The following is a 14,767-nucleotide window of genomic DNA, read 5'->3' as shown; positions in this document are numbered from 1 at the left end:
TCAAAGCGCTATAGGCTAAAGTTAAAGTAATTTATTAAGAGTAAGATTTTTTTGGTATTACGAAGATGCATCTGCCAATGATTTGGCAGGGAGGGATTCTTGCGTTACTACCGGGTTTCTGCCCGAGATTCGGACAGAAGGAAAAAGGTGGAGAGTCGATCTATAAGCCGGGTTCTGTCTTGAACAGTCATTCGTCTACGATGGCCATCACTGGACATCTTTAGCAACCTACCCGGTCCCAGCGCGGGCCACGCCTTGGGACCCTATTTGGTCTTGCTCCAAGTGGGGTTTACCTAGCCACGAACTGTTGCCAGTCGCGCGGTGCGCTCTTACCGCACCTTTTCACCCTTACCGGCACCGAAGTGCTTAGGCGGTTATTTTCTGTGGCACTTTCCGTAGGCTCACGCCTCCCAGGCATTACCTGGCACTTCGCCCTATGGAGCCCGGACTTTCCTCCCCCCCCTAATTTTCATAGAAGGCAGCGACTGTCCAATCGACTCTCCGCCGCGCAGGTTAACGGCACGGCGGAGTTAGGACAAGTATTAAAAGTACAGCAATGCCATCACCTTCGGACGAAATACCGGTTTAACCCCGGAACTATTCGGCTTTCTGTTTATCCAGCGCAACTTGATACAGCACATTCTTGCGTGCACCGGTAATTTCAGCGGCCAACGCCGCAGCACGTTTGAGGGGCATTTCCTTCAGCAGCAAATCCAGCACACGCATCGCCTCGCTACTGACGGCGTCCTCGCTTTCCGGTGCCGTCCAGCCCGCCACCAGCACCACACACTCGCCGCGCTGCTGATTGCTGTCGCCTTCGACAAACCCGCGCAGCGCCTCCAAGGGCAGCCCCTTGAGGGTTTCGAACGTTTTGGTCAGCTCACGGGCCAGCAGCGCCAGGCGCTCGCCGCCAAAGACCAGCTCCATGTCCTGCAGGCATTCAAGGATGCGATGAGGCGCTTCGTAGAAAATCAAGGTGCGCGGCTCTTCCTTTAACGCTTGAAGACGCGCACGCCGCCCTACCGCCTTGGCCGGCAAGAAACCTTCGAAGATAAAGCGGTCGGAAGGCAGGCCGGCCGCCGACAATGCAGCGATCAGCGCGCAGGCTCCCGGAACAGGCACTACATTGATACCAGCGGCCCGCGCCTGGCGCACCAGATGGTAGCCAGGGTCGGAGATCAGCGGGGTACCCGCGTCGGAGATCAGCGCCACGTCGTCGCCCGCCAACAGGCGCACGATAAAACGGCTGCCTTCTTCGCGCTCATTGTGTTCGTGGCAGGCCGCCAAGGGCGTGCTGATACCAAAATGCTGCATCAACCGCTGGGAGTGCCGTGTGTCTTCGGCCGCGATCAATTTAACCTCGCGCAACACTTTAAGCGCCCGGGCACTGATGTCGTCCAGGTTGCCAATGGGCGTCGCCACGACAAAAAGCGAGCCTGCAGTGGAATTCAAAGGACCTGGAGCAGTCAAAACGCACACCTCGATGGTTGGCAAAAGCCACATTGTAGCGCGTAGGCGCCTTGAAAATATGCCATCACGGCCGATGCCTTTTCAGCCTTCCGTAACCAATATCAACATTTGCACGACCTAAATCGACGGTTTCACGCCAGTAACATCGCGCCTGGGCCAGTGCTTGGGTACAATTCCACGCTAATTTGATCGGTATCAGGAACACTTACATGATCGCTTGCCTGCGGCTGCTCTCCGCCCTCTGCCTCGCTGCCTTATTGGCCGCGTGTGCCAGCTCGCCCTCGTCCAGCCTTGGCGACCTTCCACGGACCCCGGACGCCAGTATCGAGCAACTGCTCGAACAGGCCACTACCGCCAAGACGCCAGAACAGGCGGCTATGCTGCGCCTGAGCGCAGCCGACCTGGCCTACAAACAGAACAATCCTGGCCGTTCGTCGCAGATACTTGCGCAGGTGCCCCTGGATGTCCTCAAGCCAGCCGCGCAAGTATTTGCCAGCACCCTGGCCGCCGAACTGGCCATGACGCGCAACCAGCCCAAGGCCGCGCTGACCGCCTTGAACCACCCGAGCCTGCAAAACCTGAAGGACCTGCCGCCTGAACAGCAGATCCGCACCGGTACTGTGCATGCCCGCGCTTATGAAGCCGATGGCCAGACCCTGGCCGCCGCCCGCGAGCGCGTTGCCATGGCCCCGCTGCTCACAGGCGATGCCGCCAACAGCAACCACGAAGCCATCTGGGCATTGATCGCCGCCCTGCCGGCCGAACAGCTGCAAGCCAGCGGCAACCCGGTGCTGGACGGCTGGATCACCCTGGCCCAGGCGGTCAAGGGCGCCGGTACGCTGGAGCAACAACAAGCCGCCATCGACACCTGGCGCGCGCAGAACCCGGGCCACCCGGCTGCCGTGCAACTGCCGACGCCGCTCACCAAGCTCAAGGAACTGGCCAGCCAGCCCCTGAACAAGATCGCCCTGCTGCTGCCGCAGGATGGCCCGCTGGCCTCCGTCGGCAAGGCGCTGCGTGAAGGTTTCATGGCTGCGCACTACCAGGCCGAACAGGCCGGGCAGAAGCCGCCGGTGATCGAGTTCTATGACAGCTCACGCCTGACCTCCATCGATGAGTTCTACGCCAAGGCCCAGGCCGCCGGCGTACAGTTGGTGGTCGGCCCGCTGGAGAAGCCGCTGGTCAAACAACTCAGCGCGCGCCCGCAATTGCCAATCACCACCTTGGCGCTGAACTACAGCGAGACGGATCGCAGCCCTGCACAGTTGTTCCAGTTCGGCCTGGCCGCGGAAGACGAAGCCCGCGAAGTCTCGCGCCGTGCCCGGGCCGACGGCCTGCATCGTGCTGCGGCCATGGTGCCGCGTGGCGAATGGGGTGAGCGTGTCTACAAGGCCTTCCGTCAGGATTGGGAAGCCAACGGCGGCACGGTCATGGGGGTTGAGTACGTTGATCAGCCAGTGGCCCTCGCCCAGCAGATCGCCGACCTGTTCCAACTGCGCAAAAGCGAAGGCCGTGCCAAGAGCCTGCAAAGCACCGTCGGCACCGACGTAGCCGCGCAGCCGTCGCGTCGCCAGGACATCGAGTTCATCTTCCTGGCTGTGACCCCGCAATTGGCCCAGCAGATCAAGCCAACCCTGAACTTCCAATACGCCGGCGATGTGCCGGTATACGCCACGTCCCACGTATTCAGTGCCAGCGGCGACAAGAACCAGTACCTGGACATGACCAACGTGATGTTCTGCGAAACCCCTTGGCTGCTCAACACCACCGACCCGCTGCGCAACCAGGTTGCCGCACAATGGCCGCAGGCCAACGGCAGCCTTGGCCGTCTGTACGCGATGGGCGTCGACGCCTACCGCCTGGCGCCACGCCTGGGGCAACTCAAAGCGTTGCCGGATACCCGCGTTGACGGCCTGTCGGGCAACCTGGGCATCAGCGCCAACCAACGCGTTGATCGCCAGATGCCTTGGGCGAAATTCGTCGGCGGCGAGATCCAGCGCCTACCGGACACCCCTCGCTGATGCCTGAGAGGTCCAGCGCACAAAGCGGCAAGGATGCCGAACTTCAAGCGCTGAAATACCTGCAACACCAGGGTCTGCGCCTACTGGCGCAGAACTGGTTATGTAAACGTGGCGAGCTTGATCTGGTCATGCTTGACGGCGATACAGTAGTATTCGTCGAAGTCCGCTACAGAAAACACGCACAATGGGGTGGCGCGCTCGCCAGTATTGACGGGCGCAAGCGTCAGAAGCTGATACTCGCCGCGCAGTTCTTCCTGCAAAAAGAGCATCGCTGGGCCGACGCCCCCTGCCGTTTCGATGTGGTTGCCCTAGAAAGCACACCGTCTGGTCAGGCTGATCTGAACTGGCTCAAAGATGCCTTCGACAGCTGATTCACCGGACATCTTCACCCAACACTTTTGCTCTTTGCTTTGCGGGCTGCACATTCCTGTGCCAAACAGCCGCGCTACTTAAGGTCACACAGATGGACATGCAATCCCGAATTCGCCAGCTTTTCCAGGCCAGCATCGACACCAAGCAACAGGCGATGGACGTACTTGCACCGCACATCGAGCAAGCCAGTCAGGTCATGGTCAATGCGCTGCTCAACGAGGGCAAAATGCTTTCGTGCGGCAACGGCGGTTCGGCCGGCGATGCACAGCATTTCTCGTCCGAGCTGCTCAACCGCTTCGAGCGTGAGCGTCCGAGCCTGCCGGCCATCGCCTTGACCACCGACTCGTCGACGATCACATCGATCGCCAACGATTACAGCTACAACGAAATCTTCTCCAAGCAGATCCGCGCCCTGGGCCAACCAGGTGACGTGCTGCTGGCGATTTCCACCAGCGGCAACTCGGCGAATATTATTCAAGCGATCCAGGCCGCACATGATCGCGAAATGATTGTCGTAGCATTGACCGGACGCGATGGTGGAGGCATGGCCTCGCTGCTGTTGCCCGAAGACGTGGAGATTCGCGTTCCGGCCAATGTCACCGCACGTATCCAGGAAGTCCACCTGCTGGCGATCCATTGCCTGTGCGATCTGATCGACAGCCAACTGTTTGGGAGTGAAGAATGACCGTTAACCGCCTCAGCCTTTTGGCCATCACCCTGTGCCTCGCTATCAGCGGCTGCAGCACGGCCATCACTGCAACACGTGACACCCCTATTCAGGATGACAAGGGCACCCGTACCTTCGGCAGCAAGATCGATGACTCGCTGATCGAAACCAAGGTCGAAGTCAACGTCGCCAAAGCCGCTCCAGACCTGGGCAACGGTGCTTCACGCATCGTCGTCACCAGCTTCAACGGCGTGGTACTGCTGGCCGGCCAGACACCGCGCGCCGACCTCAAGGCCCAGGCCGAACAAGCCGCCGCGGCCGTGCAGCGGGTCAAGAAGGTTCATAACGAACTGCAGGTGATGGACCCGATCACCCTGCTGGCCATCAGCAACGATGCCCTGCTGACTACCAAGATCAAGGCGCAGATGCTCACCGATAACGCGATTCCCGGTTCGCGCATCAAGGTCGTGACCGACAACGGTATCGTTTACCTGATGGGCCTGCTGACCCAGGCTGAAGCCACTCGCGCCGCCAACCTGGTGCAGGGCGTGTCGGGCGTACAGAAAATCGTCAAGGTCTTCGAGTACATCGATTGATGTAAACGACAGCCACAAAAAAGGGCGCCTTACACAGGCGCCCTTTTTTATTAACGAATGTTTACTGGTACTGCGAGTACGGGTTGCCCTGGAACTGGTTGTTCTGCTGTGGCGCCTGTTGCTGGGCACCTGGCTGGCCGTACTGCTGGCCTGGGATCGGGCCGAGGTTCACTTCCACGCGACGGTTCTGGGCACGGCCGTTGACGTCAGCGTTGCTGGCAATCGGGTTATCCGGGCCAGCACCGCGAGCGCTCAAGTTCGCACCGTTGACGCCTTGGGAGGTCAGGTAGTTAGCCACGCTCTGCGCACGGCGCTGGGACAGGTCCATGTTCAGTTGGCGGCTACCGGTGCTGTCGGTGTAGCCCACGATCTGGATGGTGTTCTGGTTGAACTGCTTGAGGGAGTTGGCCAAGTTATTCAGCGGCTGGTAGAAGCTGCTGGAGATCGCGTCGGAGTTGGTGGCGAAGGTGATGTTGCCGGGCATGATCAGCTTGATTTGGTCGCCCTGGCGCTGAACTTCAACACCGGTGTTGGCCATGCTTTCACGCAGTTTCTTTTCTTGCTGGTCGGCATAGTAGCCATAGCCTGCGGCACCGGCACCTGCAACGACCGCGCCGATCAGCGCGCCTTTGCCACGGTTGTTATGGTCGATGGCGGCACCGGCCAATGCACCGGCCAGGGCACCCAGGCCACCGTACTTGGCAGTCTTGCTCATACCGCCGGATTCATTACTCGCCTGTCCCTGGCTGCTGCCGTCATAAGGGTTAGGTGATGCGCAGCCAGACAACAGGGCTACGACCGTAGCAACAACAAGCAGACGACGCGAAGTGAACATGAAGGGAGCTCCTACTTTTGCATTCTGAGGTGCAGAGGACATTGGCAATGGACCTGTGCCGAGTTTTGAACGCGACAAACGGTAAAAATTCCGTGCCTACAGAAACCGTAGCAGACCCACGCTGAACACGACCTGAGTTTTTGCTACAACGCTTGCCAATCCTGGCCAGAGAACAGCGCCGCCCCCGCAATTATTCCTTCACGCCCGCACAAAAGGGTTCTCACGCATTTCATCACCCAAGCGGGTATCCGGCCCATGGCCGGTCACCACCGTCGCGCCTTCATCCAGCGTGTACAACCGTTGTTTGATCGAACGCACAATGGTCGCCTGGTCCCCGCCCCACAAATCTGTACGCCCGATACCGCGACGAAACAGCGTGTCACCCGCAATCAGCAGCTTGGCATCGGCAAACCAGAAACTCATCGACCCCGGCGTATGCCCCGGTGTGTGCAACGCCACACCGCAGCCGCAGGCCAATTCCTCATCATCTTCCAGCCAGCGATCAGGCGAAGGCACCGGGGTGTAGGGAACGCGAAACATCTGGCATTGCATTTCCAGATTGTCCCAGAGGAATTGATCTTCCTTGTGCAAGTGCAATGTAGCGCCGGTCTTCTCTTTCAACTGTCCGGACGCCAGGAAGTGATCCAGGTGGGCATGGGTGTGGATGATGCTGACCACCTTGAGGCCCAAGGCATCGAGCCGCGCCAGGATCAGCTCATGGTTGCCGCCCGGGTCGACTACGATGGCTTTTTTGCTGATCGGGTCGCCGATGATGGTGCAGTTGCACTGCAGCGGGCCGACGGGAAAGGTCTCGCGGATGAGTGCGGCGTGTTCAATATTCATCGGTGCTCCAGCAGGCTCTATGGCATATTCGGCACAGAGTATGGTTGACGATACCCCTGACCCGAAAGGGAGCATGGCGTCCCGAGTACCAAAGGCTAAGCTTTCCAAGCGCCATTGAAGAACAATCCAAGACCGCAACCGCGCCGCGCTGGAGCGAGCCCCATGGCGAATCAGCTGATCATCTGCGAACACTGCGACTGTGTGTACGAAAAAGTCACGCTCGCCAAACATCAAAAAGCCCATTGCGTGCGCTGCGCGGGCGTACTCCAGCGTTACAACGGCCTGTCAGTACAGCAGCGTCTCGCCCTGACCCTGACCGCCGCCGTGTTATGGACTTTCGCCAATTTCTATCCGGTGATGAGCATCAGCCTGCAAGGCCTGAAAAACAGCGCCACCCTATGGGATTCAGTGGTTGCGCTGAGTCTGGGGCCGATTACCTTTATCGCCTTGGTGGCCGCTATTTCCATCATCATCGCACCGGTGTTTCAGCTATTGCTGCTGACCTGGGTGCTGAGTTTTGCCCTCTCGGGCAGACGTTCGCCCGCCTTCAAGCTATGCATGCGCTGGCTGGAAGCGCTCAGACCTTGGAGCATGCTGGAAGTGTGCCTGCTCGGTGCGATGGTGGCCGTGTTCAAGCTGGCCGGTATGCTGGATGTGATCCCCGGCACCGGGCTATTTGCCCTGGCGGCGCTCAGCCTGTTGCTGATCCGTATTGCCGGTCGTGACGTGCGCGACCTGTGGGACGCCGTATGAACCCGCCACCGACTGCCAGCGAGCTTAACCTGTGCCTGTGCCACAGTTGTGGCCTGTCTGCCGACATCAGCACCGGCGCGCCGGAATGCCAGCGCTGTGACGCCCCCCTGCACCGGCGCAAAGTCAACTCACTGACGCGTACCTGGGCCTATATGCTGACGGCGCTGGCGTTTTATGTGCCGGCCAACCTGCTGCCGGTGATGAACACCACCATGCTCGGTTCAGGCGCAGATAGCACCATCATGAGCGGCGTGCTGGAGTTCTGGGAGCATGGTGCGTGGGACATTGCGCTGATTATTTTCATCGCCAGCATCGCGGTGCCGGGCATCAAGTTTGTGTCGTTGATGCTGCTGCTGGTCACCGTGCAGCGAAACAGCCGCTGGGCGCGCAAAGAGCGCTCGAAGCTGTTTCGGTTTGTCGAACTGATCGGCTACTGGTCCATGCTCGACGTGATCGTGGTTGCGCTGGTGGCCGCGTTGGTCAAGTTCCAGGCCCTGGGCACTATCGAGCCACGCCTGGGCATTCTGTTTTTCGGCCTGGTGGTGGTGTTTACCATGCTGGCCGCCATGAGCTTCGACCCGAGGCTGATCTGGGAAACCCCACACACCAAGGATACCTCGGATGACGTCACCCACCCCTGACACCCCGCAATCCCCAGGCTCGCCGGCCGTCAAGACTCGGCGTTTCAGCGTTTCGCTGGTTTGGATCGTACCGATCGTTGCGGTGTTGGTGGGGATTTCGCTGGTGGTTCACAGCGTGCTCCAGCAAGGCCCGACCATCATCCTTAACTTCAAGACCGGCAGTGGCCTGACCGCGAATAAAACCGAAGTCAAATACCGCAACGTGGTGATCGGCCAAGTGACCGAAGTGGCCTTGAGTGACGACCAGAAAAGCGTCAACGCCACCGTGAAGCTGGCCAAGCAGGCCGACAGCTTTACCCGCGCCGACTCGCAGTTCTGGGTGGTACGCCCGCGCATCGGCGCCGGCGGCGTGTCCGGCATCGACACCCTGCTCTCTGGCGACTACATCGGCGCCGACATTGGCCAGTCCGAGACCCGCGCCAAACAGTTTACCGGCCTGGAAAACCCGCCGCCCATCACTTACGGCGAACCGGGCAAGCGCTTCACCCTGCACACGCAGAACCTGGGTTCGCTGGATATCGGCTCGCCGGTGTATTACCGCAAAATCGAGGTCGGCCAGGTCGTGGCGTACAAACTGGATGCCGAAGGCAAGGGCGTCGATATCGAGGTGTTCGTGCACGCGCCCAACGATGTCTACGTCACCGAAAACACGCGGTTCTGGAACGCCAGCGGCATCGACCTGAGTGTGGGCGCCAATGGCTTCGCGCTGAAAACCGAATCGCTGTCGTCCATGCTGGTCGGCGGTATCGCTTTCCTGGCACCGCCTTACAGCCCCAACGACAAGCCGGCCAGTGAAGAGCGCACGTTTGAACTGTTCGACGATCAGCTCGCCGCCCTCGCCCCGCCCAATGGCCAGGGGCAATACATGAGCCTGCGCTTCGACCAGGCGCTGCGCGGGCTCAAGGTCGGCGCACCGGTGGAATTCCTCGGCGTCGAGTTTGGCAAGGTGGTGTCAATCAACCTGGATTTCGACGCGAAGAAGCGCAGCTTTCCGCTCAACGTCGGCATCGTGATCTACCCGCAATTGCTCGGTCAGGCCCATACCAAGTTGCTCAAGACGATGAACCATGACCCCAATGATGAAGCCGCTGGTGTACGCCTGATCGGCTCGTTTATCGAAAACGGCCTGAGGGCCCAGGCGCGCAGCGGCAATTTGCTGACCGGCCAGCTGTACATCGCTCTGGACTTCTACCCGAAAGCCGAGAAGGTGGCGTTTGATCCCAAGGCGCGTCCGGTCAGCATTCCCACGATTCCTGGCAACCTGGAACAGTTGCAGGAAAAACTCGAAAACATCGTCAACAAGATCAACCAGCTGCCGATCGAACGTATCGCCGGCAACCTCGACAGCAACCTCGTGGAACTGCGCAAAGGACTGACCCAGTTCAACGCCAAGACCTTGCCAAGCGTCCAGAACACCCTGGCTGACGTGAGCAAGACGTTGCAATCGGCCAGCTCGACCCTGGCCGAAGACTCACCGCAACGCGAGCAACTGACCCAGACCCTGGATGAGCTGGGTCGCATGTCGCGTTCCTTGCGCGAGCTGTCGGACTACCTGGGCCGACACCCGGAATCACTGATTCGCGGCCGCCCCGATAACGCCGTCCCGTTGGACCTGCAAGGACCGCCGCGCAAATGAACCGTGGAGCAAGCGCCATGACGTTAACGTTGAAAGTCACCCTGCTCAGCGCATTGCTCGCGCTGGGGGCATGCAGCAGTACACCGATTACTTTTCATACCCTGACCCCGGCGCAGTGGAGCAACAGCACCGGGACCGACGCGGGTGGGATAAAAATCGAAAGTATCAGTGTGCCGCCACAAGTCGACCGCCCCCAGATTGTGGTTCGCCAAGGCAACAGCGGCGTCGCGATCCTGGATACACAGTGGTGGGCTGCCAGCCTGGTGGATGAGTTGAGGAGCGCGCTGGTGGATCAATTGGCCAACAGCAATCCTCGGCAATCGATGTTGCTACGCCTTGAGGTGCAGCGCTTTGACTCCGTGCCCGGCCAGTACGCACTGCTCGACGTCAAATGGCGTCTGCGGCCGGCCAGCGGCAGTGATCGCGCGCCGCTGACCTGCCGCACCACCTTGCAGTCGCCGGCCGGCGCGAGCATTGACGACTTGGTGCTCGCCCACCAGAACAATCTCAAACGCTTCGCGGCGCAGATTCGCCAGGCAGTCGACAGGTCGTCCAACCAGTGCCCAAGCGCGCCATAGACTTCGGAGGGTCTACGCCAGCAGGCCCATTGCCTTGGCACGGGCCACCGCCTGGGTCCGCCGCTCCACCCCCAACTTGCTGTTGATGTGGCTGGCGTGGGTCTTCACGGTGTGCAGTGAGATGAACAGCTGGTTACTGATTTCCTGGTTCGAGCAGCCTTGGGCAATCAGTTTCAGCACTGCCAACTCACGCGCGCTCAAGGTTTCGTGAGCCGGCGCTACCTCGGGTGTCACCACCGTCGGCAGAAGCACCAGCAAACTCTGGTTCAGCAGACCCTGCGCATCCTTGCCCAATTGCTCGCGCATCCAGCCAGGGTGCCCTTCCAACAAGCGCTGGAAAGGTTGCAGCGCGCCCCCGGCGCCGGCCTCAAGGGCCTGGACCAGAACCGAGCGCGCCTTGGCTTCCTGGGCACTTTCCAAGAGCAACTGGGCCTGCTGCGTCAGCGCCATCAGGGCGATCATCTGGCGCCCGCTGTTGTGGGCCTGTTGTGCCAACTCTTCAAGCCGGAGCAGCGCCGCCGCGGGTTGATGGCGAATGGCATCCAGGGCCGCCTGCTGCAACCCGATATGTTGCGGCAGGTGTGGATGAAACTCTGGCGCGGCGGCAGCCTGCTCACCGTTGTAGGTTTGCCCCAGGCGGGTCAGCCAGGCGTCGGCCAGGTCGGTGCGGCCCTGGGCCAGCCAGAGCTCGCATTTGATCAGGGTGATCATCGCCAGGTAGTAGATCGGTGGCACGTCCCAGATATGCATCAGCCGCTCCGCCTCGGCGAGCTCGGCAAAGGCACGGGCGAAGTCGCCACGGCGGCCTTCGAAACTGGCGATCACACAATGGCCGATCAACACGCTGATGTCGCGACAAGCGCGGGCTTCGGCGAGGCCGGCGCGCAAGCGGGCGAGCCCGGCTTCGGGCTGGAGCCGCACCAGCAGCAAAAAACCTTCATAGAGCGATAGACGCGCGCGCACCGCGTACAACCGTTGAGGCGCCAGGCCCTGCAGGCGTTGCAGGCCCTGGCGCACTTCATCCAGGGAGCGCAGGATTTCGCCGCGCGCCTGCAACACGCGCGCACGGTCGTAATGGGCCAGGGCCTCGAACAACGGGTTGCCGACGCGCTGCGCCAGCTCCAGGGATTCGCGATTCAAGCCACGGGCACGCCACAGGTCGGCATCGACAATGGCCAGGTTGGAGAGGGTCGACAGGCACATCAGCCGCTGGCCGTAACGCCGTTGCGGCAGGCTTTCCAACGCTTCGCTGCAATAGCGCTGGGTCAGCTCGCGATCGCCCCGGCCCCGCGCGATGATCCCGCTCAGCGCCAGCCATTGAGCCAGCATCGATTTCTGCGCGGTGGCCGACGGTGCCGGCAGGAAGCGGCTGAGGTAGCTGGACAGCTCCTCCGCCGCATCCAACTGACAGGCCAGGCCCAAAGCCCAGCTGTAGAGCACGATCAAGCGCGGCGTGCTGATCAGCAGACTGTCGGGCAAGTCCATTTTCCAGCGCAGCAGCATGCCCACATTCTGCTCGGCCAACAGTTGCTCTTCGGACAGGTTCTGCACCAGGTTAGCGGCCACATCCAGGTGACCGGCGCGCAACGCCTGCTCCACCGCTTCATCGATCAAGCCCTGGGCATTGAACCATCGGCACGCACGCAGGTGCAGGCTGGCCGCTGGCAGCACGTTGCTGCTGGCGCGTCGGGTGCGCAGCAGGTCGGAAAACAAATGGTGGTAACGGTACCAATGGCCCTGCTCGTCGAGCGGTACCAGGAACACTTGGTGGGCTTGCAGGTAACGCAGGATTTCGGCGCTGTCATGAGCTTCGCGCACGGCGTCGCAGAGCGCGCTGCAAAAACGATCCTGAGGGGCAGTGTCGTACAAAAACGCCTGCACGTCGGCCGGCAGGCAGTCGATCACTTCTTCCAGCAGGTAATCGCGGATCAGCCCTTCCCCCCCGTGCAGGCTCTGGGGCAGGGCACCATCACTGCCGGCTTCAGAGGCGGCCAGCAACCAGAAGCGCAAACCGGCGACCCAGCCTTCACTGCGGCGGATCAGGTTGTCGAGGGCTTCGCCGCGCAAGGAACTACTGTGGCGATCCAGCACGGCCAGGGATTCGCCGTGCGTCAGGCGCAGGTCTTGTTCGTGCAGCTCGAGCAGGTGGCGCGACAACCGCAGCCGCGCCAGATGCCAGTCCGGGCGCTGGCGGCTGGTGACCAGCACCACCAGGCCATCGGGCAAATGGTTGAGAAAAAACTGCAGGCAGCGATCGAGCACCGGCCCTTGGGCCAGGTGATAGTCATCCAGCACCAGCAACAGCGGCGCGCGGGTAGACAGGTGCACCGTCAGCTCATCGAGCAGGCCATCCAGCCATTCTTCGAAAGCAAAGGGTTGGTGACGCTGGCGCATTTTCAGCAGGCCCAGGGATTGGGCGCCGAGTTGCGGGAAGAATTGCTGCAAACCGTCGAGCAGGCGTTCGAGGAAACGGCCGGGGTCGTTGTCACGCGGGCTCAGGCCCAGCCACAAACTCTGCCAATGGGGCGGCAGACTCTGGCAGAACTCCACCGCCAACGAACTCTTGCCGAACCCCGCCGGCGCGCTGACCAGCAACAGCCGCCCTTCCAGCCCGGCACTCAGGCGCTCGCACAGGCGCGGTCGCAGCACGTAGCCGTCAGGCAGGGGTGGCCTGTAGAAACGACCTTCCAGGGTGGGGATTACCGCGCTGGCAGGCCCTTGGATTCGGGACAGATCAGTCATCGCCGGGCTCTTGTAGAAGGCTGTTGTCGGCATTGCAGATGTCCGCAGACTAGCGGTAAAAGCGGCAGGTTTGTAGATCTTTGCAACATTTGCCTGAAAAAGAACTGCGACAAAAAATGTGGGAGGGGGCAAGCCCCCGATGGCGGCGGATCAGTCAATGCACTTTTTGACTGTCACACCGCTATCGGGGGCAAGCCCCCTCCCACATTTGCGAGTTAACTCAGCTTAGCGAACACCATCCTGGCGCAAGGCCGCTGGCGTGAAGTCGCTGGTGGTGGCGGTGAAGCCGAAGTCATACGCCTGTTTCTCTTCGTTCTTCATGCCCAGTGCAAGGTAGCGGCCGGACTGCAGGTCGTAGAGGGTTTCCAGGGCGTACCACGGCACTTGCTTGTCGTAGTAGTTCTCGGCGTGGGCTTCGGCGACGCGCCACAGCTGGCCACGGCCGTCGTAGTGGTCGATGACCGCCGCTTGCCAGGTGTCTTCGTCGATGAAGAAATCACGCTTGGCATAGATATGGCGCTGGCCTTCCTTCAAGGTCGCGACCACGTGCCAGACGCGGCGCAGCTCGTAGCGAGCCAGGTCCTGGTTGATGTGGCCGGCCTTGATGATGTCGGCGTACTTGAGCTTCGGATCATCGATCTTGTAGCTGTTGGAGGCGATGTAGATTTCTTTCTTGCCTTCGAGCTTCCAGTCGTAGCGATCCGGTGCACCGTTGTACATGTCGAGGTTGTCGGACGTGCGCAGACCATCGGCGGCGGTACCTGGGCCGTCATAGGACACTTGCGGCGCCCGGCGAACACGGCGCTGGCCGGCGTTGTAGACCCAGGCCGAACGCGGCTCCTTCACCTGGTCCAGGGTTTCGTGCACCAGCAGCACACCACCGGCCAGACGGGCCGGCGCGGTCACTTGCTGCTTGAAGTAGAACAGCACGTTACCCGGGTTTTTCGGGTCGAAGTCTTTCATCTTGTCGCGGAACACAAACTGGTCGCGGAAGTACACCAGGCTGTAGGAACCGTTGGTTTGTGGCGTAGCCTGGGTTACCAGACGGGTCACGCTGCCGCCGCGATAACGGGTGATGTGGTTCCAGATGACTTCAACGCCGCTTTTGGGAATCGGAAACGGCACGGCGGTTTCGAAGTTTTCCAGGCCGTTGCCGCCGGACACCAGGTTGGTGGTGGTGGCGTTCTTCTTGATCGCGGCGAACACATCAGCCGGCACGGTGGCGCCGCGATGGGTCGGGTAGACCGGCATCTTGAAGGTTTCCGGGTAACGCTTGAACATCGCGTACTGCCCCGGTGCCAGCTTGTCTTTGTATTGCTCGACGTTCGCCGCAGTGATGGTGAATTGCGGTTGCTCACTGGCGTAGGGGTTGGCCAGGAACCCACGGGCGTCGACGGCGCCGGCGTTGGTAGGCAGCGGCGACCATTTAGGAATGGTGCCTGCAGCGTTACCGGCCATCTCGGCGCCCATCGGTGTCAGGCTCGTGCCCAACTTGGCCGCTTCATCCGCCGAGACTGCGGCCATGACGTTGCTCGCCAGGATCGACAGCCCAAGCACACCCACGTGCAACAGACTTTTGGTTATTTTCATGTTCTGGTCTTCCTGAAATGCAG

The 14,767-nt window shown here is 60.9% G+C and carries 13 protein-coding genes and 1 other RNA gene; 8 read left to right on the top strand and 6 right to left on the bottom strand.

Annotation, left to right across the window (positions count from 1 at the left end; genetic code table 11):
- Nucleotides 1–147: 147 nt before the first annotated feature.
- Together rnpB and rsmI are read right to left on the bottom strand one after the other, a co-directional pair.
- Nucleotides 148–501: RNase P RNA component class A (gene rnpB / locus K7431_RS12925), an RNA gene on the bottom strand.
- A gap of 96 nt (nucleotides 502–597) precedes the next feature.
- Nucleotides 598–1,503, bottom strand: coding sequence for a 16S rRNA (cytidine(1402)-2'-O)-methyltransferase (gene rsmI / locus K7431_RS12920; protein ID WP_162471070.1), 906 nt, complete (start codon nucleotides 1,501–1,503; stop codon nucleotides 598–600).
- Between the two features lie 176 nt (nucleotides 1,504–1,679).
- Here rsmI and K7431_RS12915 point away from each other — a divergent pair, with 176 nt between their 5' ends.
- The 4 genes from K7431_RS12915 to K7431_RS12900 all read left to right on the top strand — a co-directional run bounded on the left by K7431_RS12915 (nucleotide 1,680) and on the right by K7431_RS12900 (nucleotide 5,126).
- Nucleotides 1,680–3,491, top strand: coding sequence for a penicillin-binding protein activator (locus K7431_RS12915; RefSeq protein WP_012722287.1), 1,812 nt, complete (start codon nucleotides 1,680–1,682; stop codon nucleotides 3,489–3,491).
- A complete protein-coding gene (locus K7431_RS12910) occupies nucleotides 3,491–3,862 on the top strand; it encodes a YraN family protein (RefSeq protein ID WP_043204808.1) in 372 nt (123 codons plus the stop codon). Before K7431_RS12915 ends, K7431_RS12910 begins: the two co-directional genes overlap by 1 nt.
- 92 nt (nucleotides 3,863–3,954) lie before the next feature.
- On the top strand, nucleotides 3,955–4,548 hold the full coding sequence (locus K7431_RS12905; protein ID WP_007904374.1) for a phosphoheptose isomerase: 594 nt from the start codon (nucleotides 3,955–3,957) through the stop codon (nucleotides 4,546–4,548).
- Complete coding sequence (locus K7431_RS12900) at nucleotides 4,545–5,126, top strand: BON domain-containing protein (RefSeq protein ID WP_012722284.1); 582 nt, start codon at nucleotides 4,545–4,547, stop codon at nucleotides 5,124–5,126. Before K7431_RS12905 ends, K7431_RS12900 begins: the two co-directional genes overlap by 4 nt.
- Before the next feature lie 61 nt (nucleotides 5,127–5,187).
- Here the strand turns inward: K7431_RS12900 and K7431_RS12895 are convergent, their stop codons facing one another.
- Nucleotides 5,188–5,961, bottom strand: a complete 774-nt coding sequence (locus K7431_RS12895) for an OmpA family lipoprotein (RefSeq protein ID WP_012722283.1) — start codon at nucleotides 5,959–5,961, stop codon at nucleotides 5,188–5,190.
- 198 nt (nucleotides 5,962–6,159) lie between these two features.
- On the bottom strand, nucleotides 6,160–6,804 hold the full coding sequence (locus K7431_RS12890; protein WP_012722282.1) for an MBL fold metallo-hydrolase: 645 nt from the start codon (nucleotides 6,802–6,804) through the stop codon (nucleotides 6,160–6,162).
- 162 nt (nucleotides 6,805–6,966) lie between these two features.
- On the opposite strand from K7431_RS12890, the gene K7431_RS12885 reads away from it, so the two are divergent.
- Genes K7431_RS12885 through K7431_RS12870 form a run of 4 tightly spaced genes read left to right on the top strand, consistent with a single transcriptional unit; the run spans nucleotide 6,967 to nucleotide 10,412 of the window.
- Nucleotides 6,967–7,557 (top strand): paraquat-inducible protein A, encoded by a 591-nt coding sequence (locus K7431_RS12885; RefSeq protein ID WP_012722281.1) that lies wholly within the window; start codon nucleotides 6,967–6,969, stop codon nucleotides 7,555–7,557.
- Nucleotides 7,554–8,198 (top strand): paraquat-inducible protein A, encoded by a 645-nt coding sequence (locus K7431_RS12880; RefSeq protein ID WP_043204806.1) that lies wholly within the window; start codon nucleotides 7,554–7,556, stop codon nucleotides 8,196–8,198. Before K7431_RS12885 ends, K7431_RS12880 begins: the two co-directional genes overlap by 4 nt.
- Nucleotides 8,179–9,834 carry a PqiB family protein gene (locus tag K7431_RS12875; protein WP_012722279.1) on the top strand — a complete coding sequence of 552 codons (1,656 nt, stop codon included), beginning with the start codon at nucleotides 8,179–8,181 and terminating at the stop codon, nucleotides 9,832–9,834. The genes K7431_RS12880 and K7431_RS12875 overlap by 20 nt, the downstream gene beginning before the upstream one ends.
- 17 nt (nucleotides 9,835–9,851) lie before the next feature.
- Complete coding sequence (locus tag K7431_RS12870) at nucleotides 9,852–10,412, top strand: PqiC family protein (RefSeq protein ID WP_043204805.1); 561 nt, start codon at nucleotides 9,852–9,854, stop codon at nucleotides 10,410–10,412.
- A gap of 12 nt (nucleotides 10,413–10,424) precedes the next feature.
- Here K7431_RS12870 and K7431_RS12865 read toward each other — a convergent pair whose 3' ends face one another.
- Both K7431_RS12865 and K7431_RS12860 read right to left on the bottom strand, forming a co-directional pair.
- On the bottom strand, nucleotides 10,425–13,154 hold the full coding sequence (locus K7431_RS12865) for a LuxR C-terminal-related transcriptional regulator (protein ID WP_012722277.1): 2,730 nt from the start codon (nucleotides 13,152–13,154) through the stop codon (nucleotides 10,425–10,427).
- A gap of 225 nt (nucleotides 13,155–13,379) precedes the next feature.
- The gene (locus K7431_RS12860) at nucleotides 13,380–14,744 is read right to left on the bottom strand and encodes a DUF1329 domain-containing protein (RefSeq protein ID WP_012722276.1); all 1,365 of its coding nucleotides are present in this window, start codon (nucleotides 14,742–14,744) and stop codon (nucleotides 13,380–13,382) included.
- Between the last annotated feature and the right edge of the window lie 23 nt (nucleotides 14,745–14,767).

Origin of the sequence: Pseudomonas fluorescens group sp. (assembly GCF_020093335.1) — a bacterium.
GTDB classification, from domain to species: domain Bacteria; phylum Pseudomonadota; class Gammaproteobacteria; order Pseudomonadales; family Pseudomonadaceae; genus Aquipseudomonas; species Aquipseudomonas petroselini.
The sequence above is the reverse complement of the archived record's forward strand: the minus strand, read 5'-3'. Positions and strand labels throughout refer to the sequence as shown.